22 protein-coding genes and 1 tRNA gene are annotated in these 24654 nt (G+C 47.6%); 10 read left to right on the top strand and 13 right to left on the bottom strand.

Features of this window, described 5'->3' with window-relative positions:
* Window positions 1-162: 162 nt before the first annotated feature.
* From EOO50_RS11940 to EOO50_RS11955, 4 genes are all read right to left on the bottom strand, one after another.
* Window positions 163-1722: a L,D-transpeptidase family protein gene (locus tag EOO50_RS11940; protein WP_290840417.1), complete on the bottom strand. Its 1560-nt coding sequence runs from the start codon at window positions 1720-1722 to the stop codon at window positions 163-165.
* An 87-nt stretch (window positions 1723-1809) separates the two neighbouring features.
* Window positions 1810-2415 carry an HPP family protein gene (locus tag EOO50_RS11945; protein WP_290840419.1) on the bottom strand — a complete coding sequence of 202 codons (606 nt, stop codon included), beginning with the start codon at window positions 2413-2415 and terminating at the stop codon, window positions 1810-1812.
* Between the two features lie 43 nt (window positions 2416-2458).
* The gene (locus EOO50_RS11950; protein ID WP_290840421.1) at window positions 2459-4168 is read right to left on the bottom strand and encodes a patatin-like phospholipase family protein; all 1710 of its coding nucleotides are present in this window, start codon (window positions 4166-4168) and stop codon (window positions 2459-2461) included.
* Between the two features lie 269 nt (window positions 4169-4437).
* Window positions 4438-5016: an NUMOD4 domain-containing protein gene (locus EOO50_RS11955; protein ID WP_290840423.1), complete on the bottom strand. Its 579-nt coding sequence runs from the start codon at window positions 5014-5016 to the stop codon at window positions 4438-4440.
* A gap of 239 nt (window positions 5017-5255) precedes the next feature.
* Between EOO50_RS11955 and EOO50_RS11960 the strand changes: the two genes are divergently transcribed.
* The 7 genes from EOO50_RS11960 to EOO50_RS11990 all read left to right on the top strand — a co-directional run bounded on the left by EOO50_RS11960 (window position 5256) and on the right by EOO50_RS11990 (window position 10855).
* Window positions 5256-6059: an SRPBCC family protein gene (locus EOO50_RS11960; RefSeq protein WP_290840425.1), complete on the top strand. Its 804-nt coding sequence runs from the start codon at window positions 5256-5258 to the stop codon at window positions 6057-6059.
* 75 nt (window positions 6060-6134) lie between these two features.
* Window positions 6135-7109 (top strand): YihY/virulence factor BrkB family protein, encoded by a 975-nt coding sequence (locus EOO50_RS11965; protein ID WP_290840427.1) that lies wholly within the window; start codon window positions 6135-6137, stop codon window positions 7107-7109.
* A 16-nt stretch (window positions 7110-7125) separates the two neighbouring features.
* Window positions 7126-7416, top strand: coding sequence for a hypothetical protein (locus tag EOO50_RS11970; protein WP_290840429.1), 291 nt, complete (start codon window positions 7126-7128; stop codon window positions 7414-7416).
* 146 nt (window positions 7417-7562) lie between these two features.
* Window positions 7563-7838, top strand: a complete 276-nt coding sequence (locus tag EOO50_RS11975) for a hypothetical protein (RefSeq protein ID WP_290840431.1) — start codon at window positions 7563-7565, stop codon at window positions 7836-7838.
* Between the two features lies 1 nt (window position 7839).
* Window positions 7840-8607, top strand: a complete 768-nt coding sequence (locus EOO50_RS11980) for a dienelactone hydrolase family protein (RefSeq protein WP_290840433.1) — start codon at window positions 7840-7842, stop codon at window positions 8605-8607.
* Window positions 8608-8742: 135 nt separating this feature from the next.
* Entirely contained in the window at window positions 8743-9786 is a 1044-nt protein-coding gene (locus EOO50_RS11985) for a DUF3667 domain-containing protein (RefSeq protein ID WP_290840435.1), read from the top strand.
* Between the two features lie 49 nt (window positions 9787-9835).
* Window positions 9836-10855 (top strand): M28 family peptidase, encoded by a 1020-nt coding sequence (locus EOO50_RS11990; RefSeq protein ID WP_290840437.1) that lies wholly within the window; start codon window positions 9836-9838, stop codon window positions 10853-10855.
* A gap of 283 nt (window positions 10856-11138) precedes the next feature.
* Here EOO50_RS11990 and EOO50_RS11995 read toward each other — a convergent pair whose 3' ends face one another.
* The 9 genes from EOO50_RS11995 to EOO50_RS12035 all read right to left on the bottom strand — a co-directional run bounded on the left by EOO50_RS11995 (window position 11139) and on the right by EOO50_RS12035 (window position 17489).
* Window positions 11139-11393, bottom strand: coding sequence for a hypothetical protein (locus tag EOO50_RS11995; RefSeq protein ID WP_290840439.1), 255 nt, complete (start codon window positions 11391-11393; stop codon window positions 11139-11141).
* A gap of 308 nt (window positions 11394-11701) precedes the next feature.
* A complete protein-coding gene (locus tag EOO50_RS12000) occupies window positions 11702-12187 on the bottom strand; it encodes a hypothetical protein (RefSeq protein WP_290840441.1) in 486 nt (161 codons plus the stop codon).
* A gap of 71 nt (window positions 12188-12258) precedes the next feature.
* Window positions 12259-12897, bottom strand: coding sequence for an autotransporter domain-containing protein (locus tag EOO50_RS12005; RefSeq protein ID WP_290840443.1), 639 nt, complete (start codon window positions 12895-12897; stop codon window positions 12259-12261).
* A gap of 386 nt (window positions 12898-13283) precedes the next feature.
* Window positions 13284-13703, bottom strand: a complete 420-nt coding sequence (locus tag EOO50_RS12010) for a response regulator (protein WP_290840445.1) — start codon at window positions 13701-13703, stop codon at window positions 13284-13286.
* A gap of 83 nt (window positions 13704-13786) precedes the next feature.
* The gene (locus EOO50_RS12015; protein ID WP_290840447.1) at window positions 13787-14578 is read right to left on the bottom strand and encodes a hypothetical protein; all 792 of its coding nucleotides are present in this window, start codon (window positions 14576-14578) and stop codon (window positions 13787-13789) included.
* Window positions 14579-14663: 85 nt separating this feature from the next.
* Window positions 14664-14737 (bottom strand) — tRNA-His (locus tag EOO50_RS12020).
* Between the two features lie 63 nt (window positions 14738-14800).
* A complete protein-coding gene (bshB1, locus tag EOO50_RS12025) occupies window positions 14801-15517 on the bottom strand; it encodes a bacillithiol biosynthesis deacetylase BshB1 (RefSeq protein WP_290840449.1) in 717 nt (238 codons plus the stop codon).
* A 509-nt stretch (window positions 15518-16026) separates the two neighbouring features.
* Complete coding sequence (locus EOO50_RS12030; protein ID WP_290840451.1) at window positions 16027-17064, bottom strand: isochorismate synthase; 1038 nt, start codon at window positions 17062-17064, stop codon at window positions 16027-16029.
* Complete coding sequence (locus EOO50_RS12035; RefSeq protein ID WP_290840453.1) at window positions 17064-17489, bottom strand: PaaI family thioesterase; 426 nt, start codon at window positions 17487-17489, stop codon at window positions 17064-17066. Before EOO50_RS12035 ends, EOO50_RS12030 begins: the two co-directional genes overlap by 1 nt.
* A gap of 95 nt (window positions 17490-17584) precedes the next feature.
* On the opposite strand from EOO50_RS12035, the gene EOO50_RS12040 reads away from it, so the two are divergent.
* From EOO50_RS12040 to purL, 3 genes are all read left to right on the top strand, one after another.
* Complete coding sequence (locus EOO50_RS12040) at window positions 17585-19111, top strand: T9SS type A sorting domain-containing protein (RefSeq protein WP_290840455.1); 1527 nt, start codon at window positions 17585-17587, stop codon at window positions 19109-19111.
* A gap of 47 nt (window positions 19112-19158) precedes the next feature.
* Entirely contained in the window at window positions 19159-20652 is a 1494-nt protein-coding gene (locus EOO50_RS12045) for a hypothetical protein (RefSeq protein ID WP_290840457.1), read from the top strand.
* Between the two features lie 254 nt (window positions 20653-20906).
* Window positions 20907-24569, top strand: coding sequence for a phosphoribosylformylglycinamidine synthase (gene purL / locus EOO50_RS12050; RefSeq protein WP_290840460.1), 3663 nt, complete (start codon window positions 20907-20909; stop codon window positions 24567-24569).
* The last annotated feature ends 85 nt before the right edge of the window (window positions 24570-24654 follow it).

The following is a 24654-nucleotide window of genomic DNA, read 5'->3' on the forward strand; positions in this document are numbered from 1 at the left end:
AGCCAAGTTCGGGTTGATTGCCATGCGTGAAGACAGTTTATCGGTAAAGAATCTGTTTCCGAACAGTAAAAATTTGAGTTCGCTGAATCTCGACACCTCGGGAAGTGCAAAAAGAAAACGCAGATCCGCCTGTGTCGCGACTTTTTTATCGTCTGGAATTGATTAGTTGTACAGCAGACGCGCCAAACGTTCGTCGCGGTTATAAATGTCGTCGAAGAAAGCGACGTTTCCGTCGGCATCGGCCATCGCCGTGAAATACGCGATGTAAACCGGGATTTTCCTGTTGAGCCCGTATTGTTTTTCCTCGCCCGAATGCATGGCTTCGTCGATTTTTCGTGCGTTCCAGTTCTTATCGTCGGCCAGGATCAAATTCGCCAATTCCTTCGCTTTCTGGACGCGCACGCAACCGTGGCTGAACGCGCGATCTTCTTTGTTGAACAGGCTTTTCGCGGGCGAATCGTGCAGGTAAATATTGTTCGTGTTCGGGAACATGAATTTCACGAGCCCGAGCGAATTGTCGTTTCCGGGACGTTGGCGGATATTCTTGCCATTGTTGTAATATTCCATGTCGTGTTTTTCGAGGTAATCCTTGTCAGACGCGATGCCGGGTTCGATTTCCTTTTTCACGATGCTTTTCGGTATGTTCCAGTACGGGCTGAAAACCAAATACGACATCTTGCCGCTGAACACGACGGTCTTGTTGAGTTCCTTACCGACGACGACGTTCGATTCGAGCGCGGTTTTACTGTCTTTCACATAACGCAGACGATACGACGGAATGTTCACTGCAACGTATTCCGGCGCTTTTTCTATATCGCTTGAAATCCACCGGCAGCGTTCCATGTTCACGATGATCGTCTTGATGCGTTGGGCGACGGGAACGTTCAGTTGCGCGACGAGTTCCGACGTGATGTTTTTGTTTTCGGAATTCTGGCGTTTCGAAAACTTTTCAATCGCCGATTCGAGTTCGCCATCAAAAGTCGAGCTTCCAGAATCTTTACCCAAATCGCCCGAAACGAATAAGCGTTTACGAACCTGCGCGACCGCGGGATCAGAATCTCCGGGCTTCAAATCTTTTTTACCTTTCGGGAAAGTGATCGTTCCCCAGCCGCCTTTCTTCTCGATATCGCGGTATTTTTTCAGTCCTTTTCGCAGGTTGTCGTATTGGGAAAAATTCGACATCATTTTATCGTCGAGGAGGTCAGGATCTTTGATCAGACTGTCGAGATAAGAAACATACGACACTTTTTCCCGTGGTAAAAACCAGCCCATTTTTTGGCTTTGTTTGGCGTCAAGGCCCGCGTAGACCTTATTCACATAAAAGAAATATAGCGAACTGATGAGCAATTCGTCTTCAGCCGACGGTTTCTTAGTGTCGCGTTCTGAAAATAAATCTTCATATTCATCCGTATAAGGCAATTTCTCGATCACGCCTTCCTTTTCGATCTGCGCGGCTTTGTCGTACAAGACTTCGGCGAAATCGACGCGTCCGTCCTTGTCATACCAAATCATCTTGTTCTCGTGCTTGGCGTACAGTTTTCCGATGTCGGACTTGAAAGGTTTGAAATCTGGGTGTTTCGAAAAGAACTCGTCGGACTTCGCCATGTCGAGCGCGTATCTGTCTTTCGGGTCTTCCGAAAGTTTTCCGTCGTTTTTTTTACAAGAAGAAACGAGCAAAAAAACGGCGATTAAGGTTGTGATTAGGGGCAATTTGAATTTCATAACTGTAATGATTTTCTGCTAATTTACAGTTCGGAAATGCGGCAGGCAAGCGCGTGTAAGAGAATATGGGAAAGATGTAATTAGCGATCACGTGTCGAAACCCTTTTTCCTAAATATTAATTTCCGTTTATAATCCTGAACTTTTTTGTGGTTCGGATAATGACGCTTATCGGTCAAATTATTGAAAATCAAAGCGGTTATAAGCAAGATAATCGCGCCCGAAAGTACAGGCGACAATACATACCAAAATCCCAAATTCCGGATTTCGGTCGAACCCGTAACCGCAATCAACGCCGTAGCGCCACCGGGCGGATGCAATGTCTTCGTGACCTGCATGAATACGATCGAGAGCGAGACGGCTAACGGAGCCGAAATCCACATCAGATCAGGAAAGATTTTCGCAATAGAAACGCCGACGACGGCCGACACCAGGTGCCCGCCAAGCAGATTCCTAGGTTGCGCAAGCGGACTTTGGATCACGCCGTACACCAAAACGCAAGACGCACCGAATGACCCGATGAGGAAAACAAAATCGTCTTTTGGAAATGCTTTGTACTGCAAGTAGGCGATCGTTCCCATTCCGATAAACGATCCGACAAACGCCCAGAAATGCTCTCTGAAATCAACGAGCGTTTCGCGATATAGTCCGTATTTCGTTTTTCTATAAGTGCGTTTTATTTTTCGGATCGGCATGTTATGGATTGAGGATGCAAAAATAGGAAAAGGATTCGGGTTCCTATTGCAGCAACTTCCAATCGCTCAAACTCGACTTGATCGCCCCGATCACTTTGCCCGCCAAAACGCGGTTGAGCACCACCTTCGCTCCTACCCAGATCAGGCTTGTCGTAAGCCAGTTGAATTCGGCGGCGTTGAGAATGATCGCGTTCACGCGTTGCTTTATTGGTTTCTCGAAACGGTCGATTTCTTTCTCGGAAATAGTCGGCCAATTCGTCTTGCTTGAGAATTCGGGCATCTTGAACGTTCCGGGTTGTGGACGTTCCGAAAATATCGGTATGATCTGGTAGCGCAAATCCCCGGCGGCCATCGTCGAGAATCTGGACTTGTCGGCGGTTTTGTAACCTTGCGCGAAAATCGGGTTGAGTTCGAGTGCTTCGGCCGTCAAGGTGAAATAATCGCGCAGGAAAACCTCGCAGTTGTATCGACCCAGATAATAATCGTGGATCCGGAATTCCTTACTCAGGAAACCGCCGAAACCTGAAAGCGTGCCACATGCGATCGCCTTTTCGCCGAACAATTCATCGACGATATTTCCCTGCTCGTCACGGATTTGGCGCGAAGGCGAAACGATGAACTTGCTCGCGTCGGTCATGAACATCACCGACCGGTAATCGATTGGTTTGGCGCGCATCTGGGCCGTCATGGCCGACAGTGTTTTCCCGATGACTGAAAAGATGCCTTGCTTGTAATTGAATTCCTCGGCGTCCTTGCTCGGAAACGGGTCGATCATCAAAACGGTATTTTCGAACGTGTTGAAATTCGAATTCACCGAACTCAATGTTTCCTGTTTCTGTTCTAACGAAACCGACTGCAAACCTCGGCTCTCGACCGTATATTCGTCCAACAAATCGCGTACTTTTTCATACGGCTCATTATTGATCATGCCGCCGTCGACGTTGAGCGTCTTCACGGTTTCGCCTTTAAGCGGACTGTTCGCAAACACGTCGCGCAACCACGGAATATCCTGCACGTATTTCGTTTCGCGCTCCAATATCCTGGATTGCAAGCCAAGCGGGAACGCTCCCGTAGCCATTGCCGCGTCTCGAGCCGCCTTGAGTGATGTACCGTTTTTGAAGTCGAGCGGAATCCAGCCGGGACTTGTGGGAATCGTGCCGTCGGTAACCTCAAAACACGCGTAATCGTTATGGACCGACATGTTGTATTTTTCCTTGCGTCGGCCAGCGATGAAATCGACGTTGTAATGGAATCCCGCGAGATTCGAAAGTGTCGTGAAAACTTTAACGGGCGATTCGAAATACGGTGGCGTCGGCTGCCATTTGTCGACGTTCGCTTGCAACATCTTATTGGCGACCTCATCGATGAACTTCGAATTGAGTAGCGAGACAATGTTTCCTTTGCTGATGTCGGACGTGTCGAGCATTTTCGGGAACATGTCGCGATGCGTCAGATCGACCCAACTGTGGTAGAGTTTATTTTCAGGATGTTCGTCGAGCAGTCTTGAAGGTTCGGGCAAACCGACGGGCGCGATCTCATTGTTGATCGTACTCGCGGCGAGCATTGCGGTCATTCCTCCGGCCGACGCGCCGCCCATGATCGGGATCGTGACCTGATGCGTCGGAACGCCGGGTTGTCCGCGTTGCTTTTCCCATTCGGCCAAGGCTTCGAGCAGATAATCCATGACGCCGGCCGTGTAGGCTCCGGCTGAGACGGCTCCGGCCATGCAGAGGCCGATTCGGAATGGTTTCATATAGTAAAATTGACAATGGACAATGGACGATGGACAATGGACAATGGACAATGGATAATTGACAATTGGATTTATCGTAATTTGAAAAATCCGTTCAAAATTGGGATACTAGGGAGAGATTGTTTCGGAAAATTAAATGTAACAAATTATTTCGCCGAATGTGATCTCGGAAATGTTATAAAAACAAAAAAGTTCCCGTTTAACGAGAACTTTTCTTATATCATATCAAACGAATCGTCAATTATCCATTGTTAATTGTCAATTGTCAATTAAACCTGGATATGTCCCCAATTCTCACCGCGCTTAATCCTATACAATTGCATTTCACTAACGCCAAAGCGCTTTGCAAGTATTTTCATTCGGGTTTTGCGATTTGGGTTTGCAAGTTCTTTCTTGAGGCGCATGACCTGCGTGATCGTCAGCTTGTGGCCGTCTGACTTCATGCGTTGCGCCATTCCCTTGATTTTCCCGGCTTTCACGCGCGGACTGTTTTTGTAGAACTCGAGGAACTCGTCTTTGGTAACCCATTTTAGGTTTTTGACGTTGTCGTTGTCGGTCGTTCGGTCGAGGTGGATCAAGTGGACCTGATCTTCGGTCGGCGGCGGCAGGAAAAGCTCCCCAACTAGTTTGTAGATAAAAATGATCTTGTTTTTGATTTTTCCGTCAACGTTCATCTTATACGGGAGAATTCGGTAACCGTTGCTTTGGCCGCCCTTCAACAGGGTGCCTTTTTCAATCGATTCGGTAAAACTCATTAATCTTCCGTAATTCGAAATCGCATAACGCATACGTAAAGGTGCGTCAATAGTGATTTCTTTAAACGTTTCAGATGCATAAAGGCGCAGCATAGTCGTTTAGGTTTTAGGTTATAATCGGTTTTGGAATCACAAAGTTAACATTAGCGACGTATTCGAAGCGGTTTTAAGATTTTTTTTGGAAATTTTTAGGTGATTTCGCATACCGCGACCAATTTTGTAGGGGTTACCTCTACAATACGACATAAACAATGCAACAAAACCCCATTATCCTGTAAGGCAATATGACGATTGCGGGAATAACTTTGTAAGGCAAGCTAAAAACAACCATTATGAAAACCGCAACCGCAACTACTGAAAAACGAAATTTCTCAAAAATCGATCAATCGGGAACCGACCCGAACCGATACGCGAGCATCTCGAATCCTGAAGAAGCTTCTTACTATACTGACGAGAACGGAAACGAACAAAAAAGCCTGATTCCCGGACTCAAAGTAAACGTGAGCACCGTGGAACGCATCGCAATGGTCGCCGCCGGATCGTATTTGCTTTACAAGGCGCTTTCCGGAAAAAAGAAAAGCATTCCGCAAAGTATCGCAGGCGGAACGATGTTGATGCGCGGCATCAGCGGCTATTGCCCAATTTACGATGCCGTGGACAAAACGGGCAAACTCTCGGGAACCAACGTGAATATCCGGACTTCCATATCGGTGAACAGACCGGTCGATGAAGTGTACAAATTCTGGAGAAACCTGGAAAATCTTCCGTTGTTCATGAAACATTTGTCGAGCGTAAACGAAATCGACAACCTCAAATCAGAATGGACGGCGACAGGCCCGAAAGGCATCGGAAAACTATCGTGGAAAGCTGAGATATTAATGGACGAGCCAGGTAAAAAACTGAGCTGGCACTCGCTTCCGGGATCGACAGTCGATAATGCAGGGAAAGTGGTATTCAGCGAAACCGGCACCAACAAAACGGACCTCGACATTACGATCTCCTATCACGCGCCACTCGGAATCGCAGGTGAGGCGGCCGCTAAATTGCTGAATCCATTATTCGAAAAAATGTTGAAGAACGACATCGAAAACTTTAAGAACCACATCGAAGTCGAGCACTATCAAATCGCTAATTAAGCCATAATACAACACAACTTGGAAAAGCACCGGATCGAAAATTCGGTGTTTTTCTTTTCAATTAAAAACACAAATATGCTCAAATATTTCAGGAAACAGACATTGCACGATATCTGGACATTGCTCAGGAACACGTTCAACGGTTTCATAAACGACCGCGCGCTAAAGTTGAGCGCTTCGTTGTCGTACTACACCGTGTTCTCGATGGCGCCCTTGTTGCTGCTCATGATTTCACTTGCGGGATTATTTCTGGGACGGGATGCGATCAATGGCCATGTGTTCCGTGAAATAAACGGATTGATCGGGGCCGAAGCCGCGCTGCAGATACAGGACGTGATCCGAAACATGGAATTGTCGGGCAAAACCACGACCGCGCTCATCATCGGTATCGTAACGCTGATAATTGGTGCTACGACCGTATTCGGCGAAATACAGGATTCGATCAATATCATTTGGAAAGTTAAGGCGAAACCAAAACGCGGCTGGGTAAAATTATTGAAGGACAGGCTTCTGTCTTCCTCGCTCATCATCGGTTTAGGATTCTTGCTCATCGTCTCGCTGATGGTGAACGGAGCGCTCGTCGCCATGAATGATTGGCTTAAAAGTTTTTTCCCTGAAATCACGCTGCTGTTATTCAACAGTATAAATGTCATCGTGAGTTTCAGTGTCATAACAATACTCTTCGCCACGATCTTTAAAGTGTTGCCAGACGCATACATCGATTGGAAACACGTACGGATTGGGGCGTTTTTCACCGCGTGTTTGTTTATGATCGGGCGTTATCTGATTGGCATTTATGTCGAAACAACCAGCACGGGAACCGCGTATGGAGCCGCCGGATCGCTGATTATCATTTTGGTTTGGGTCTATTACACGGCCGCGATTCTGTATTTCGGTGCCGAATTTACGCGCGCTTACGCCGAATTCACGGGCGCAAGGATTCGTCCCGCCGAGTACGCGGTCTATGTCGAAGAACACGAACTCGAACGCACGATAAGCGTAATTCCGACGCGAAAACAAGAAGAGAAGAAAAAAAAGGAAAAAATATAATTCAAAAGTTAAGATCATGGACACGCAACACAACCACAAGTTTGACGGAAAGGAAGACCGCAATTATCATCAGAAACCATTCGATGATGTAACCGACAACTTGCCGCAGATCGACGAAACATCGGCAAAACTAGCCGACAAGACGCCGCAAAAGGAAACCTCCGCCGAGGATGAAGATTCCGATCGGGATAAAGCCGAAGACGCCGCGGGATACGTAAGCGAAATCAACGACACCGACGTGCGCGACCAAGGCGACAGCACAAAAGACTGGGATGCCGAGAACAGTCGTACCGGGCGAAACAAGTAATTCCAATTGTGGCACGATTTTCACAATGCGGTATGGCGGAAAACTGATTTGGACATATTTCCAATGGGTCGCGAAGGTTAAATTTTGAGCAAGCGCAACCAAGTGATTCCAAAAAATGTATCTTTAATTTCCATAAATACCCCATTATGAAAAAGACAGTGTTACTTTTGATCGCGTTTTTAGGCTTCTCGGTCGCTGCATCGGCCCAGGAAAAGCCTAAGAAACAAACAAGACCGGTGACGCAGAAAGAAACGTCGCAACCCGCCCAATCCAAGGCCGAACCTACAGCCGAAGGACAACGCAACAAACAAAAAACCGAAGAGGAAATCAAAAAACGCCGTGCCGAAAACCGCGCCAAGATGGAGCAGGCCAAAAAAGGCATACGCAACAAGATCGCTTCAGACACTGTAGCCACAAAATAATATGAAACAACTCTTATTCGCTTTCGCGCTTTGCATTTCGGCAATGACGCAGGCACAACTCAAATCCGTCGCATATAAGGACGGTGCGCAAAAACTAAACGGACTGGCTTCGGCCCCCGCAAAACCATCGGCTGCAAAACCAGGTGTGTTGATTCTTCCTGCCTGGATGGGAATTACCGACCACGAAAAGGAAGTCGCACAGGAATTGACGAAATTGGGTTATTACGTTTTCATCGCCGACATTTACGGAGAAGGCAATTACCCGAAGAATCCCGGTGAAGCCGGTAAAAATGCCGGATATTACAAGGATAATTATAAGGATTATCAGCGTCGCATACAACTTGCGTTCGATGAACTTATAAAGTTCGGAGCTGCAAAAAACAACGTTGCCGCGATAGGATATTGCTTCGGCGGAACGGGCGTACTTGAAATGGCGCGCTCCGGAATGCCTGTAAACGGAGTGGTTTCGTTCCACGGCGGTCTCGGCAAAGACAAGTCGCGACAAAACGATGCGATTTCAACGAAGGTCTTGATCTGCCACGGCGCCGACGATCCCTTTGTCCCGAAAGAAGACGTGATCGCGTGCCAGCAGGAAATGCGCGATGGAAAAGCCGATTGGCAAATGATCTACTACGCGAACGCCGTCCATGCGTTTACTGAAAAAGGAGCCGGTTCCGACAATTCAAAAGGAGCCGCTTATAACGAAAAAGCCGACAAACGCTCCTGGAAAGCGCTGCAGCAATTTCTCGACGAAACGCTCAAAAAATAATTCCCTTGATTCTTTACATGATCCGCGACATTCATAGTGTCGCGGATTTTTTTTACGGCGCACGCAAATCTTTCAATCTTTTAATCTTTCAATCTTTTAATCTTTGTTATTTTTGAAAACACCAATCAACAAAACATGTCGGGACACAATCCGTTACGCCAGGATAAGACTTGCCTCAATTGCCGCCACGTAGTCGAAAAGCGCTATTGCCCGAATTGCGGACAGGAAAACACCGACTCGCGCAAAACCTTCCACCATCTTTTCATTCACTTTTTCGAGGATTTGACGCATTACGAAAATGCGTTCTGGAAAACGATCCGCCACTTGCTTTTCAAGCCGGGAAGATTGACCAAGGAATATTTGTCGGGGAAACGGTTGTCGTATCTGGCGCCAGTCCGATTGTACATCTTCATCAGTTTCGTCACATTTTTCCTGTTAGGCGTCTTGCCTTCCAAAGACGAAGACAACACGACCTCGAAAATCAAAAAAGAAATCGCAGCCAATCCGGCAACGGCCGACACGTTAGTATCCCTGAAACCGGGTGGAATCGGTGACTTTTCCATAAGCCGACCTCCCGAAGAAAAAGAAGATGACAAGAGCAAGAACCGTGACATCGACGATTTCGGTGATTTTGATAACGTAAGGGAATTCGACTCGATACAGAATTCATTGCCTGAAAGCAAAAAATTGCATGGATTTCGTTATATGTTGGAGCACAAACTTGCCGAAATCCAGGAAAAGACCGATGACAAGGATTTCGCCGACAAGCTTACCGACGGCTTCGTGCACAACGTACCCAAGGCCTTGTTTCTTTACATGCCGCTCTTCGCGTTTTGGTTGTGGGTTTTCCACGGCAAAAAACGTTGGTATTATTTCGACCATGGAATTTTTACGTTGCACTATTTCTCGTTCCTATTATTGACGATGATGGTCATGAACTGCCTCGCGACCGCGGCGGAATTTTTCGAATTCATGCCTTTCTCGGTGCTCGTCGGCCTCATGTGGTTTTGCCTTTGCGGATGGTGGTTCTTTTATTTCTTCAGGTCGCACAGCAATTTCTATGGCGAACGCAAAGCGATTTCGAGACTCAAAAGCCTTGCGCTTTACATCATCAACATGGTGCTGATCTCGATTTTTGCCGTCGGATTATTAACCTACACGATTCTTTACATGCATTGATGTAACAATTCCATCGGCGTGACAACAAATATGAACTAAATCAAGACTTATGAAAAAATACCTGATATTCGGTGCCGCGTTGCTCGTCATCTCGTGTAAAAGCACCAAAAATGATATAAATGCCGAAGTGACCGTGAACAAATACATGAACACGATTACGCAGGACGAACTTAAAAAACACCTTACGATCATCGCAGCCGACGACATGGAAGGACGCGAAACGGGTTCCGCAGGGCAAAAGAAGGCCGGCCGCTACATGATCGACCAATACAAATCGGACAAAATCGCATTCCCGACAGGCGCGACCGACTATTATCAAAAGGTTCCCGCAGCTTTCCTGAATGCGAAGCGCAATGAAAACCTGCCGGATTCCGAAAATATTTGGGCCTTTATCGAAGGCTCTGAAAAACCTGACGAAATCGTGGTCATCTCAGCGCATTACGACCACGTCGGAACAAAAGACGGAGTCGTTTACAATGGAGCCGACGATGACGGAACGGGAACGGTCGCGTTGATGGAAATCGCACAAGCGTTCCAAAAAGCCAAGAAAGACGGTTACGGGCCGAAACGTTCTATCCTGATTCTTCACGTAACGGGCGAGGAACACGGTTTGCACGGCTCGCGTTATTATTCAGAGAATCCATTGTTTCCGATCGCGAAAACGGTTGCCGACATCAACATCGACATGATCGGACGACGCGACGAACCGCACACCGCGACAAACAATTACATTTACGTGATCGGCGCAGACCGACTCTCCAGCGACCTCGATAAGATCGTGCGCGACCAGAACTCGAAGTTTACCAAGATCGATCTCGATTTTAAATTCAACGACCGAAACGACCCGAACCGTTTCTACAATAGATCGGATCACTACAATTTCGCGAAGAACGGAATTCCATCGGTTTTCTTTTTTAGCGGCGTTCACCCTGATTATCACAAACCCGGCGACGATGTCGAAAAGATCGAATTCGACGCGATGTTGAGCCGTACGAGATTGGCGTTCGTGACGGCTTGGGAGATAGCGAACAGGAAGGATAAACTTGTTGTCGATAAGGACGGAAAGTAGGTTTGGGTACAGGGTTCAGGGTGCAAGGTGCAGGGTTTTGGATAACCGGAAGTTTTTTTGTTAGAACGTATAATCGTCCGTCAAAGACATAACTGCGTGGATCTTGCACCTTGAACCTTGAACCTTGCACCCTGAACCTTGCACCCTGCACCTTGCACCCTAAACCTTGCACCCTGAACCCTGAACCCCAAAAAAAAACCATCACGGTCAAATAAGGAACCGACAAGGATTGGATGTCGGTGCGCTAAATGAGCGTAATGGCCTGAAACCGAAAAGACGAGCTTTAAAACTTCTCGTTCTTGACGATCTGAACTTTTCCGATTGGGACGGTATCGGTTGAATCCTGTGTGATCAAAACACCCAGGAGTTTTAATGGAATGTCGGGAATCTCGTCAGACGAGGCTTTGATGTCGTGAAACAAATGCTCGAAATCCTGTGGATTCAAAACCAAAGTGTCGCCTTGGTCAATGCGATGCGTGATGATATAATCGCGAATGCTCGCAACATTTATCTTTTGGATGAAAGTGAATTGTGACATTGGTTTTAGTTTTATTATTGGTTTCAGGTTTGGCGTTGTCCGGAAGACATCGAATCGAATCAACGAATCAACTCATCAACTCATCAACAACCTAAAGTTACATCTTTGACACAACGCCCTGATTCCATTTAAGTTTTCCTTAAGAACGGATGTGGGAATCTTACAAGCATCGGCGTGAAGGATAGAAGCGGCATCCTTTTTTGAGGAACGAGAAAAAGATATAGCGGATAGCCTGACAGCGGCGTTGCCAGAATTTTAAACGGGAGACAAGCCACATCCAAAGCCGGTGGCACGCCCAAAAGATCAAATCAACCTTTGTAGTCGTAGCGTTTTTTGTATTCGGCAAGCAGCGAATCGGTGAAGAAAAGCGAGTTGTAGGCGTCGCGGTTCGTCTTGTCGTTCTTGTCGTAATCGCTGAGTTTGTCGCGGTATTTCTGGAGTTGCTCGGGCGTGAGCAATTTCCTGAAATCGTCTTCCTGCCGGATCAACGTAAGGATGAACTTGCGCGTATCGTTCTCGTCCTGGCTCACGATCATTTTGTTGTAGATGGGCAACAATTCCTGGTATTGCTTGATGAAAAGTTCCTTGAACTGCGGATTTTGCAGCTCGGTGTAGTTGACGATGAAGTACGTGACCTTGCCCTTCGTCTGCCAGAACGACTCCTCGCCTTTTTCAGCCTTGTGCACGAACGTTTGGATCATCATGACCTTTTTCTCGATCGTTTCGGCCATGTAATCCTTTTGGGAAATCGCGGTCAACGGCAGAAGCAACAACAGGAACAACAGGTTTTTCATCGCGTGATTTTTTACAAAAATAAAAAAGCTCCGGTTTCCCAGAGCGTTTTCTTATTTATTAACGAATATTTTTAGAATTGGTAGCCGATTTTGAGTCCGACGCGTGGCGTCCATTCATCGACGTTGCGGTTGTCAACAAACCCTTTTCCTTTGATTTCTAGTTTCCACATTATTCCCGCAAAAGGATCGATGGCTAGATTTCCGAGTTTGATTTTATATCCGAGTTCAGGGCTGAATAGTGAAAAATAGGAATATGTTCCGTCAAAATTTTCACCACCAAAATCTTCGTCAAACTTAATATTTCCGTATGAAAGATAGTTGCCAAGATATGGTCCACTGTTTTTACCCATGAAATACGTGCGTTGGCCGATTTCTACGACAAAACCATTTCCGTCGAGATCGTCCCCCGGAACTTCATATTTCATCATACCGTATGTGATGTTCACGATTTTCGACGAATAATAACTAAACTTTTTGTCTTTCATCGTCTTTGTTTGGTTGTTTCCAAGGAATTCGATGCTGAGCCCGACTTGATTCAGTTCAGGAAACGATCCGATTGCCGAAACCGTCACTGCTTTATCGTATACGCTCGTCATGCTCGCAGTTTTTGTTTCTCCATTGTCGGTCGTGGTCGTAGTCGTAACCGTTGTGGTTTGTGCATAATTGGCCGTAAATGCAAAAAGTGCGATGGCCAGAAGTGATCTTTTCATTATCAGGTGTTTTAGGTTAGTGGGTGTGAAATTACTAAAGCCTGATTTTCGAAATGTTAAAAAATCTTTAAAAGAGGTGCTGATGTTGGAATGATGCAAGGTTTTGGGGGGAAAGTGCAAAGTGAGTGCTTGAGTGCCTGAGTGCCTGAGTGCCTGAGTGCCTGAGTGCTGAGTGCTGAGTGCTGAGTGCTGAGTGCTGAGTGCTGAGTGCTGAGTGCTGAGTGCCTGAGTGCCTGAGTGCCTGAGTGCAAATTTCGAACATACGAAACAATATTCTTAGCGCTAAATAACAATTCTGTGTGACTTTTTTCACCTTTAGAAAACGGAGTTGATTTTTACAGAATCGAAACTCAGGCACTCAGGCACCTAGCACTCAGGCACTCTCTTCACGGAATCTCAAAATACACAAAACTCCTATCATCAGGCTCAAAAGTCCTAAAGTCGATTCCCAGCGCGTAATCGATGGACGTTTTGAGTCGCGAGAAATCGGTGGCTTTTACGATATACAGTTTCGCGCCGACGTTTCGGCAATTCGTGATGGTGACCTCGCTGATCGATGTCGAAAGGATCACGACGGGAACGTTTTTCCAGAGTTCCGACGATTTTATCATCGACAACACTTCCTCGCCTGTTCGGATCGGCATGTTCAAATCGAGGAAGACGAGCGTGTCTTCGCCGGGCGGTTGGTTGAGCAGTGAAAGAAATTCGTCGCTTCGGCCAAAGACCAACATTTCTTTCCCGTACGAGGAAACGATTTCCTGAAACAACATTTGATCGTCACGATCGTCGTCGACGTAAATTACCATAACCCGAATTTTGAAATCCTAATTTACGTTACTCAATTGAAACTGAGTTACACAATTTCGACTTTTTGAGGAAATTGAATTTTTTATTTGTTGTAGAAATCGTCGGTCAGGATTCCGAGCATCGCATCGTAGCCTTCCAAAAATACTTCGGCCATCGTCAATCCCATGCCATGGAATAGATTTTCGCTGAACTCACTTTGCAATTTTTCATCCTTGAGCGGAATGCATACGAATCGTTTCTTGTCGTTTTTGTCTTTGGAAACTATGGCGAACAGCGCCTTGATTTCGTTCGACTCGTCAAGAATGAACTTATAAAATGTAGCGGTTGCGTCCATCCTGTTGTAGGCGAAGTATTTTTCAAGACGATAGCCGGGCTTTTTGAGATTTCCGTCGGCGTCGAATGGCTTTTCGATCCCGTCGGTCAAAAAATCGAGTTCCTCAGCAGTCGTCCCTGATGTCGAGTTACAGATGATATTCAAATATCGCAGCGTCGAGAACGTCGCTTTCCTGTTGAACTTTCCCGACTCGTCTCTGATTTGAAACGATGTGGAACCTTTCGGGCCGATGTCGATCGCCGTGTAATGGATGCGGCCTTTCGAGACGAAGTGCGCAATGACCGAGACGCCTTTGGTCTTTCCTGTCTTTTTTTCGACGAGTCGTCGGTAGAAGAACCGTTTGTCGCCGTAGTCGAAGATATCGATCATCAGGAAATCGTAACCTTCTTTCCCGATGTCGGCGCCGCTTCCTAATTGTTCACGATAGCCGCTTATAAGATAAACGAGTTCATCGGGCGTTGTCGTAACCGTCGTCGTTCGTTGCTGGGCCGAAATTCCCGACGAAATCAAAAGTAGCAGCAGTCGTAAAACCGTCTTCATATCGCGCATTTGCCTCAGAATAAGAATCGAATATGCAGTAAAACAAAAAAAGGCCCCGATCTCTCGAAGCCTTTCCAAATCTAAGGGTGGATGACGGGGGTCGAACCCGCGACCTTCGGCACCACAAACCGACGCTCTAACCAACTGAGCTACAACCACCATGTTTTTGCGAGGGCAAAGATAAGCCAATAACTATCTTTTACAAACAAAAATGAAAAAAAATTATATCAAATCTGCTAAACTATTGACTGCCACATAACGTTCGGCCGTAAAACCTTCGGCCAAATCCACACCGATCAAACGTCCCAAATCCTGGGCGCGGTAATCCAGGCTCTCCAAAAAGTTCTTGGTAGCGATCGGCGTCACGGGATCTTTGCTGTTCGCGTCGTAAAATTGCGATTTATACGCCATGATCGCCTCTACCCTTTTCGCATTGTAATTTGTAATGTCGACGACGAAATCAGGTGTGATGTTTTTCCATTGGATGTAATGATAGACGACTTTGGGGCGCCACGCCTGCTGAGTTTGTCCGTCGTATTCGGTTTCGATTTTGCGAAGCCCCGACAAAAAACAGGCGTCCGACACCAATTTACTTCCTTTTCCATGGTCGATGTGACGGTCGTCGATCGCGTTGCACAACACGATTTCAGGCTGGTATTTTCGGATCATGCGGATCACGGCGAGTTGGTGTTCCTCGTCGTTCACGAAAAAACCGTCGCGCATATTTAAGTTCTCGCGCACCGAAACGCCGAGTATTTTCGCCGCATCGGCCGCTTCCTGGTCGCGTATCGCCGCCGTTCCGCGCGTACCGAGTTCGCCTCTGGTCAAATCGATGATGCCTACGGTTTTCCCGAGTGCGATTTCTTTTGCGATCGTGCCGCCGCAGCCGAGTTCGACATCATCGGGATGGGAACCGAAGGCGAGTATGTTTAGTTTCATTGTTGATTTGTTGATTTGTTGATTTGTTGATTTGAATCATTGCCTTCCGTTGGGCTTATAGTTCAAAATTCGTGATTCGTTGATTCGTTGATTCGTTGATTCGTTGATTTGTTGATTTGTTGATTTGTTGATTTGAATCGTTGCCTTCCGTTGGGCTTATAGTTCAAAATTCGTTATTCGTTATTCGTTGATTCGTTGATTTGTTGATTTGTTGATTCGTTGATTTGAATCATTGTCTTCCGTTGGGCTTATAGTCCAAAATTCGTTATTCGGGATTCGTTGATTCGTTGATTCGTTATTCGTTGATTCGTAGATTTGTAGATTCGTTATCGATTATCCATTTTTCGTTATTCGTTATTCGTTATTCGTTATTCATTATTCATTATCAATTATCCATTATCAATTATCCATTATCAATTACCCATTATCCATTTAAAATTTAATGTTTTCAAATTTCCAACCCATTATCAACGAATTTCGAATTTCGAAGTTTTTGAATTCCTGAACCATTAAAGGCACTTCTTCACAGTCAACGCCTTATTCACCGTCTCAAAAAATTCCTTCTCCGCGACGCTGTCTTTCGTGATTCCGCAGCCCATGAATAATTGCGCTTGATCGTCGATGATTTTCATGCAACGCAGGTTCACGTACAGATCGGTTCCGGTTTCGAGATTCAACTCGCCTACGAATCCCGAATAGAATTCGCGGTCGTAACCCTCGTTGGCTAAAATGAATTCACGCGCCGCTTGCTTCGGTAGGCCGCAGACCGCCGGTGTCGGGTGCAACGTGAAAATCACGTCGGGTAAATGATTGTTCGAAGCCAATTGTCCTTTAATGTCGGTTCGGATGTGCAGCAGATTGCCGGCTTGGTACGTATACGGTTCGCTCAATTCGATTTCCGAAACCAGGCCTTCGAGGCTGTTCCAGATGAAATCCGTCACGAAACGCTGTTCCTCCCGCTCTTTTCTTGGCCATTCGACATTCGCGTCTCCCTGGAATTTCTGGGTTCCCGCGAGCGCCATCGTTTCGAACGAATTTCCGTTTGCCTTGAGTAATTTCTCGGGCGTCGCGGCCATCCAGATATTCGTTTCGGGATGGAACCACAAATACACGAACGCTTTGGGGTACGCCCAGGCGAGTTTTTTGAAGGCTTCAAAAATGTCGAAATCCTCGAGTGCGACCTTTTCAGTGCGCGACAGGACGACCTTGTCGAACGTTCCTTCCTTGATTTCGGCGACGGCTTTATTGACAAGCGCTTCAAAATCCTTTTTGGCGATTTCGTCTATTTCAAGTTCGGGCGCATTCAACGTCACATCTTTCGGCAAAAACGCAACGCTTTCAATATCCGATTCCAATTCGGGCAAATACAGCATGTCGTCACCTGCGAAAGGCGCGAACACGAAACCCGAAACGTCGCATTTGTTACAGCCGTGCGATACGCGATCGCGTTGAAACATTCCCGAAACCGTGGTTTCGTCGGGCTTTCGGAATAGTACGAACGGTTTCCCGTCGCTGAGACAACTTTGTGCTTTCTCGAAAAATTCCATCAGCGTTTCCTTGGTAAGACCATGTTCGTGAGCTTACACAATGAGATCAGGTTGTCGTTCTCGTCGGTAATCTTTATTTCCCACAAATGGATCGTTCCGCCTTTGTGGATGATGCGCGCCGTTCCGTAAACCGTGCCTTCGCGTTTCGCCTTGACGTGGTTTGCCGAAATTTCGATGCCACGCACTTCGCGTTCGGCCGTATCGATGAACATGAGCGATGCCGCACTCCCAACCGATTCGGCAAGTGCGACCGATGCGCCTCCATGCAACAATCCCATCGGCTGGTGCACTTTTGGCGTAACGGGCATTTTGGCTTTCAGGAAATCGGGGCCGGCGTCGATGAATTCCATCTCGAGCGTGGCCATCAAAGTGTTTTCTTTTGAAAATGCGTTGCACATCGCAAGCACTTTTTCTTTGTCGAACATAGTGTTGTATTTCGCGTAAAATTACGAAAAGGAATCGGTATGCCCGAATGGATTTTAGAGCGAAATCCGTTATATTTATCGGCAAAAAAGCACACGTGAAAAAACTTTACGCCTTACTTTTCATGACTTCGGCCGTTCTCGCCCAGGCGCCCGCGATCGACTGGCAACGTACGATCGGCAGTAACGGCCAGGACGGCATCTCGACGATCGCACAAACTCCAGACGGCGGTTATCTCGTCGGCGCAAATTCCCAGGCGTCCGACATTTCAGGCGAGAAGACTGAAGCGGGCCGCGGCCAAACCGATTACTGGGTCCTGAAAACCGACAGCATCGGAAACATCCAGTGGCAGCGAACCATCGGCGGAAACGACACCGACATTCCCACGAAATACATCGTTTTGCCCGACGGAAGCAGCGTCATTCTAGGCTATTCATACTCCAACGCAAATTTCGAAAAGACACAAAATTCAAAGGGTTTCAGCGATTTTTGGATCGTAAAATTGTCGGCAACGGGTCAGATAATCTGGCAACATACTTACGGCGCGAACATGTTCGAAATGACGGGCGATATAATCGCGACGACCGACGGCGGCTTCCTCATCGGCGGCACATCGACTTCAGGCATCGACGGCGACAAGACCGAAGCCTCGCGCGGCCAAACCGATTATTGGATATTGAAACTGGATTCGTCGGGCAACATCCAATGGCAAAAAACGTTGGGCGGAAGTTCCTATGACACGCTTACATCGGTCGTACAAACCAATGACGGGAACTTCATTTGCGCCGGCTATTCGATGTCAGGAATTTCAGGCGACAGGACGCTCGCAAATCCGTGGCTCGACGATTCCTGGGTCGTAAAATTAAGCGCTACGGGAACGATTTTGTGGCAACGCGCCTACAATTTTTCAGAAGTATCGTCGGTGATCGAATTGTCTGACGGAAATATACTTTTGGGCGGAACCAGAGCGATTTCAGGGCCTGTCGGACGCAGCGCGCTTTCGTATCTGTTCAAGTCGGTAGTCGTAAAAACAAATGCGTCGGGACAAGTGATCTGGACCTACGAGGAACAACCGATAACGGGCGAATGTCGCGTTTCAGAACTTCTCGAATTTCCCGATGGCGGAATTTACTTCACATCCTACGCGACCGAACCGACATTCCGCGGCATGCTAACCAAGCTCAACGCGAGCGGAACCTTGGCCTGGAACCGCATTTTCGCGAACGACCAAAGTACGTTCGCTATGTCGCTGTGCAAGGCTTCGAACAATTCGATCATCGTCGGGCTGAGTTCGAACGCGGGAATCTTCGGAGACAAAACCGAGGAATCGCGCGGCATGAGCGACGTTTGGATCGTAAAGTTCAGCCCCGAACAATTGTCGGTCGCACAAATCGAAACAGAGGCGTTTTCAGTCTATCCGAACCCTGTAAAATCCCAACTCAACGTCAAAAGCGTCGCCAATGCCAAGGTCACGGTGCGCAACGCTTTGGGCCAGCGACTTATCTCAATAATTTCAGCAACTGAAACCGCCGCGATCGATTTCCCGTTTGGGCCGGGAACGTATTTGGTGACGATCGAGAACGAAAATTCGCAAGCGACCAAAACCGTCAAAGTCATAAAATAACATACTTTTACAAACCGAAACACGTTACATAGTACAAACCGAACCACATGCGTAATTTTATTCTGCTTTTTTCCATAGGATTTTTGATTTGCCTTTCGTCTTGCCGCAGCGATTTCGAGTTCCAACACAGCGTTGGCGGATTGCGTTTCTCTCGCGATACGGTGTATCTCGACACGGTTTTCGCGAACATCGGCTCGAGCACGTACACGCTCAAAGTATACAACCGAAGCGACAAAGACATCAGCATCCCGACGATCCAACTCGGAAAAGGGCTCGATTCCAAATACCGCATCACGGTCGACGGCATGACGGGCGAAAACAACCGCGTTTTCCACAACGTCGAAATGCTCGCAAAAGACAGCATGTACATTTTCATCGAGACGACTACGGGCGTGGCCGACGCCGATCCAACAACGTTTTTATACACCGACCAAATCCTGTTCGGGGAAACCGGAAACTTCCAGGACGTCGATTTGGTGACGCTTGTCCAGGACGCATATTTTTTATATCCGAAACGCGATGAGGACGGGAATTTCCTCGAATACCTGCAGATCGGAGAAGATCTTGTCGAAGGTTTCGTACTCGACCACGCCGATCCCGTGAACGGCGACGAATTTGTTTTCGGGAACGATAAACCGTACGTGATCTACGGATTGGCCGCGGTTCCGGCGAACGAAACGCTCACGATCCAACCCGGGGCGCGCGTGCATTTCCATGATCTCTCAGGAATTATTTTAGCCGACGGAGCGACCATAAACGCTTTGGGCGCGCCATCTACAGCCGATACGCAAGACAACCAGATCATTTTTGAAGGCGACCGCCTCGAACCCGATTTCTCGGATATTCCGGGGCAATGGTTCGGTATCTGGCTCACGGGTAACAGTACCGGAAATTTTGCATACGCTACATTAAAGAACGGCATCGCTCCTATTTACGCCCAGAATGCGACGGTCAACCTCGATAAAGTACAGATTTACGACAATTCCCAATACGGTATTTACGGACAGACATCGACGATTACGGCAACGAACGTCGTGGTGAACTCGGCGGGAACGGCGACCGTTGCGTGCTTGTTCGGCGGAACGTATAATTTTACGCATTGCACAATCAACAACAATTTCGTGAGCTCACAGCAAACGGCCGTTTGGCTGAATAATTATGCCGAAGTGGACCAGGCAGTCGTCACCGAGCCGCTTTTGGCAGCAAACTTCACGAACTGCATCATCTTCGGGTCAAACCAACGCGAACTTTTGCTCGATAAGAACGACGACGATACGTTCAATTTCAACTTCACGAAATGCCAGATCAAGTACGGACAGGTCGGAAACGAATTGTACAACTTCCTCGATGACGAAACGAACATCGTGAAAGGTGGAAATCCGCGATTCAGGAATATTAACGAGAATGAGTTGATGATAGGCGAAAATTCGGATGCGCGCGGTTTTGGTATCGATACCGATGTCGACGTCGATATTCTCGAAAACCCGAGGATTGATCCGTTCGATCTGGGCGCGTACAACTGGACGACTTTCGAGGATTGATCATCGCCCGCGTTAGGGATGCGAGTGGAAAGCCCGCAGTGCGACGCAGGAGCGCGAGGACTTGGAACGGGCAGCCCGGCGGCGGCTCATTGACTTTTGACTTTACCCAAAACCTTACAGCCGGCGCAACGCCCAAAAAATTATTTTAAAAGTTGAATTTTAAATTTTGGATGTGGCGATACAATTCATAATTTATAATCCAAAATTAAAAATAACGCAGTAAATTTGCACGCGTAAACACAACTCATCTTACCATGATCCATTTCTTCGGAAACGAAAGCGATGTCGTCTTTGCAGTACAAACGCAAGGCCCGATATCGGACGAAAACGTATCAAAATTAAACTGGTTATTCGCCAACGCGCACCAAATACAGAAATCCGTCCTCACGGATTTTTTTGTTGGACCACGTGCCGCAATGGTCACGCCCTGGAGCACGAATGCCGTCGAAATTACCCAGAACATGGGCATCGAAGGAATTATCCGAATCGAGGAATTCCTGAAGGTCGACGAACCTTTCACGGGTTTCGACCCGATGTTGTCGCAGAAATATCCCGAATTGAACCAGGATATCTTCACGATCAACATCACGCCCGAACCAATCCTCGAAATTTCGGACATCGCCGCGTACAACAAACAGGAAGGTTTGGCGCTCAACGACGAGGAAGTCGAGTATTTGAATAATCTGTCTGAAAAACTCGGGCGCAAATTGACCGACTCTGAAGTATTCGGATTTTCGCAAGTCAACTCGGAACACTGCCGACACAAGATCTTCAACGGAACTTTTGTGATCGACGGAGAAGAAAAACCGACGTCGCTTTTCAAACTCATCAAAAAAACGTCGGCCGAATTTCCCGGAGAAATCGTATCGGCCTACAAAGATAACGTCGCATTCATCAAAGGACCGAAAGTCACGCAGTTCGCACCAAAAACGGCTGACAAACCTGATTTCTATTCTGAAAAAGAATTCGAATCGGTGATCTCATTGAAAGCCGAAACACATAATTTCCCGACGACGGTCGAGCCGTTCAACGGAGCCGCGACGGGTTCGGGCGGAGAAATCCGCGACCGTTTGGCCGGTGGACAAGGTTCGTTGCCACTCGCCGGAACCGCCGTTTATATGACGTCGTACTCGCGTCTCGAAAATGATCGAAACTGGGAAAACGGAATGCCGGAGCGCAAATGGTTATACCAAACGCCGATGGACATTTTGATCAAGGCGTCTAACGGAGCGTCGGATTTCGGGAATAAATTCGGACAACCGCTGATCACGGGTTCGATCCTGACGTTCGAGCACGAAGAAAACGACCGACGCCTCGCCTTTGACAAAGTCATCATGCAAGCGGGCGGAATCGGTTATGGAAAGGCCGACCAATCGATCAAGAAAAAACCGCAACAAGGTGACAAAGTCGTCATTTTGGGCGGTGAAAACTATAGGATCGGAATGGGCGGAGCTGCGGTTTCGAGTGCCGATACGGGCGCTTTCGGTTCAGGAATCGAACTCAATGCAATCCAACGCTCAAATCCTGAAATGCAAAAACGCGCCGCAAACGCGATCCGCGGCCTCGTCGAAAGCGACAACAACCCAATCGTCTCGATCCACGATCACGGCGCCGGCGGACACTTGAACTGTTTGAGCGAACTCGTTGAGGAAACGGGCGGAAAGATAAACCTCGACGCGCTTCCTGTGGGCGATCCGACATTGTCGGCCAAGGAAATCATCGGGAATGAATCACAGGAACGAATGGGATTGGTCATCGGCCAGGACGATATCGAATTCCTGCACAAGGTTGCCGAGAGAGAACGTTCCCCGATGTACGAGGTCGGTGATATCTTGAACAACCACCGATTCACGTTCGAATCAGAAACCACGGGCGCAAAACCAATGGATTTCGCGATCGAAGACATGTTCGGTTCGTCGCCGAAAACGATAATGAACGACGTTTCGATACACCGCGACTACAAAAACCTGAACTATTCCCAAGCCGATTTCCAGACATATCTCGAGGCGGTTCTGCAACTCGAAGCCGTCGCGTGCAAGGATTGGCTCACGAACAAAGTCGACCGTTGCGTGGGCGGACGCGTGGCAAAACAACAATGTGCAGGTCCGTTGCAATTGCCGATGAACAATGTCGGCGTGATGGCGTTGGATTTCAACGGGAAAGAAGGGATCGCGACCTCGATCGGCCACTCGCCTATCGCCGCGATCATCGATGCGAAAGCCGGAAGCCGGAATGCGATCGCCGAATCACTTTCAAACTTGATCTGGGCACCGATAAAATCAGGACTCTCAGGCGTTTCGCTGTCGGCGAACTGGATGTGGCCGTGCAAGAACGAAGGCGAAGATGCGCGTTTGTATGAAGCAGTCGAAGCGTGTTCAGACTTCGCGATCGCTTTGGGAATCAACATCCCGACGGGAAAAGATTCGCTTTCAATGAAACAGCGTTATCCTGACGGAGACGTGATTTCCCCGGGAACCGTGATCATTTCGGCGGCCGGAAATTGCACCGACATCACGAAAGTCGTCGAACCTGTATTGAAAAAGAACGGCGGCAATATCTACTACATCAACCTTTCACAGGATTCGCACAAATTGGGCGGATCGTCGTTTGCGCAAATCCTCAACAAGATCGGAAATGAAGCTCCGGACGTTACCGACGCCGCGAGCTTTAAGAAGACATTCGACGTTTTGCAACAATTGATTTCGAATGGAAAAATCGCAGCCGGACACGACATCGGAAGCGGTGGTTTGATCACGACCTTGCTTGAAATGTGTTTCGCTGACGTGAACCTCGGCGCCCAATTCGACTTGACGAAAATCAATGAGAATGACACGATCAAACTGTTGTTCTCGGAGAATATCGGGATCGTTTTCCAGGCCGATGCTTCGGTTGAAAAGACATTGAAATCAAATGATATCGAGTTTTTCAACATCGGGAAAGTCGTCGAAGGAAATACGGTAACGATCGCAAACGCCGACGACAACATCAGCCTGAACGTAGCTGAAATGCGCGATGTTTGGTACAAGACATCGTATTTGCTCGACACGAAACAATCGGGCGAGAAGAAAGCGAAAGAACGCTTCGACAATTATAAGAACCAACCTTTGAGGTTTGAGCTTCCGACACATTTCGACGGAAAGAAACCGCAGATCGATTCCTCGAAACCGAAGCCGAAGGCCGCGATCATCCGTGAAAAAGGTTCGAATTCGGAACGCGAAATGGCAAATGCCATGTATCTCGCGGGCTTCGATGTGAAAGACGTGCACATGACCGATTTGATTTCAGGTCGCGAAACGTTGGAAGACATCCAATTCATTGGCGCGGTCGGCGGATTCTCGAATTCGGACGTACTCGGTTCGGCCAAAGGCTGGGCGGGCGCATTCCTTTATAATGAGAAAGCGAAAACGGCTTTGGAGAATTTCTTCAGACGCGAAGACACGCTTTCAGTTGGAATCTGCAACGGTTGCCAGTTGTTCATCGAACTTGGGTTGATCAATCCGGGACACAATGTGAAACCGAGAATGTTGCATAACGATTCAGCCAAACACGAATCCGGATTTACGTCGGTGAAAGTACAGGAAAACAATTCGATAATGCTGTCGACGTTGGCGGGAACGACTCTGGGCGTTTGGATTTCACACGGAGAAGGAAAGTTCGAGTTGCCGATGAGCGAAGACAATTACGAAGTCGTAGCCAAATACGGTTACGAAGGTTATCCCGCAAACCCGAACGGTTCGCATTATGACGTCGCGATGTTGTGCGACGTTACGGGCCGACACCTGGTTACGATGCCGCACATAGAACGGTCGGTTTTCCAATGGAACTGGGCGAATTATCCTGATGGCCGACAGGACGAGGTCACGCCTTGGGTGGAAGCGTTCGTGAATGCGCGTAAATGGTTGGAAAAGGTTGATTAATTGGTTAGCCGACGTTTTAGGAAATTACAGTATCACTGACCAGTTAAGGGATTAATCGGTATTCAAATATTTTTTACCATTAAGA

It is taken from the genome of Flavobacterium sp., assembly GCF_004211145.1.
GTDB lineage: Bacteria > Bacteroidota > Bacteroidia > Flavobacteriales > Flavobacteriaceae > Flavobacterium.

Excerpts from the sequence above, each read along its gene's own strand:
- EOO50_RS11990 (WP_290840437.1), top strand. The coding sequence starts at position 9,836 with ATGAAAAAATACCTGATATTCGGTGCCGCGTTGCTCGTCATCTCGTGT.
- EOO50_RS12030 (WP_290840451.1), bottom strand. The coding sequence starts at position 17,064 with ATGGAATTTTTCGAGAAAGCACAAAGTTGTCTCAGCGACGGGAAACCG.
- EOO50_RS11985 (WP_290840435.1), top strand. The coding sequence starts at position 8,743 with ATGTCGGGACACAATCCGTTACGCCAGGATAAGACTTGCCTCAATTGC.
- EOO50_RS12010 (WP_290840445.1), bottom strand. The coding sequence starts at position 13,703 with ATGGTAATTTACGTCGACGACGATCGTGACGATCAAATGTTGTTTCAG.
- EOO50_RS12035 (WP_290840453.1), bottom strand. The coding sequence starts at position 17,489 with ATGTTCGACAAAGAAAAAGTGCTTGCGATGTGCAACGCATTTTCAAAA.
- EOO50_RS11960 (WP_290840425.1), top strand. The coding sequence starts at position 5,256 with ATGAAAACCGCAACCGCAACTACTGAAAAACGAAATTTCTCAAAAATC.
- EOO50_RS11975 (WP_290840431.1), top strand. The coding sequence starts at position 7,563 with ATGAAAAAGACAGTGTTACTTTTGATCGCGTTTTTAGGCTTCTCGGTC.
- EOO50_RS11955 (WP_290840423.1), bottom strand. The coding sequence starts at position 5,016 with ATGCTGCGCCTTTATGCATCTGAAACGTTTAAAGAAATCACTATTGAC.
- purL (WP_290840460.1), top strand. The coding sequence starts at position 20,907 with ATGATCCATTTCTTCGGAAACGAAAGCGATGTCGTCTTTGCAGTACAA.
- EOO50_RS12005 (WP_290840443.1), bottom strand. The coding sequence starts at position 12,897 with ATGAAAAGATCACTTCTGGCCATCGCACTTTTTGCATTTACGGCCAAT.
- EOO50_RS11940 (WP_290840417.1), bottom strand. The coding sequence starts at position 1,722 with ATGAAATTCAAATTGCCCCTAATCACAACCTTAATCGCCGTTTTTTTG.
- EOO50_RS11995 (WP_290840439.1), bottom strand. The coding sequence starts at position 11,393 with ATGTCACAATTCACTTTCATCCAAAAGATAAATGTTGCGAGCATTCGC.
- bshB1 (WP_290840449.1), bottom strand. The coding sequence starts at position 15,517 with ATGAAACTAAACATACTCGCCTTCGGTTCCCATCCCGATGATGTCGAA.
- EOO50_RS11950 (WP_290840421.1), bottom strand. The coding sequence starts at position 4,168 with ATGAAACCATTCCGAATCGGCCTCTGCATGGCCGGAGCCGTCTCAGCC.
- EOO50_RS11980 (WP_290840433.1), top strand. The coding sequence starts at position 7,840 with ATGAAACAACTCTTATTCGCTTTCGCGCTTTGCATTTCGGCAATGACG.
- EOO50_RS11965 (WP_290840427.1), top strand. The coding sequence starts at position 6,135 with ATGCTCAAATATTTCAGGAAACAGACATTGCACGATATCTGGACATTG.
- EOO50_RS11970 (WP_290840429.1), top strand. The coding sequence starts at position 7,126 with ATGGACACGCAACACAACCACAAGTTTGACGGAAAGGAAGACCGCAAT.
- EOO50_RS11945 (WP_290840419.1), bottom strand. The coding sequence starts at position 2,415 with ATGCCGATCCGAAAAATAAAACGCACTTATAGAAAAACGAAATACGGA.
- EOO50_RS12015 (WP_290840447.1), bottom strand. The coding sequence starts at position 14,578 with ATGAAGACGGTTTTACGACTGCTGCTACTTTTGATTTCGTCGGGAATT.
- EOO50_RS12000 (WP_290840441.1), bottom strand. The coding sequence starts at position 12,187 with ATGAAAAACCTGTTGTTCCTGTTGTTGCTTCTGCCGTTGACCGCGATT.
- EOO50_RS12045 (WP_290840457.1), top strand. The coding sequence starts at position 19,159 with ATGCGTAATTTTATTCTGCTTTTTTCCATAGGATTTTTGATTTGCCTT.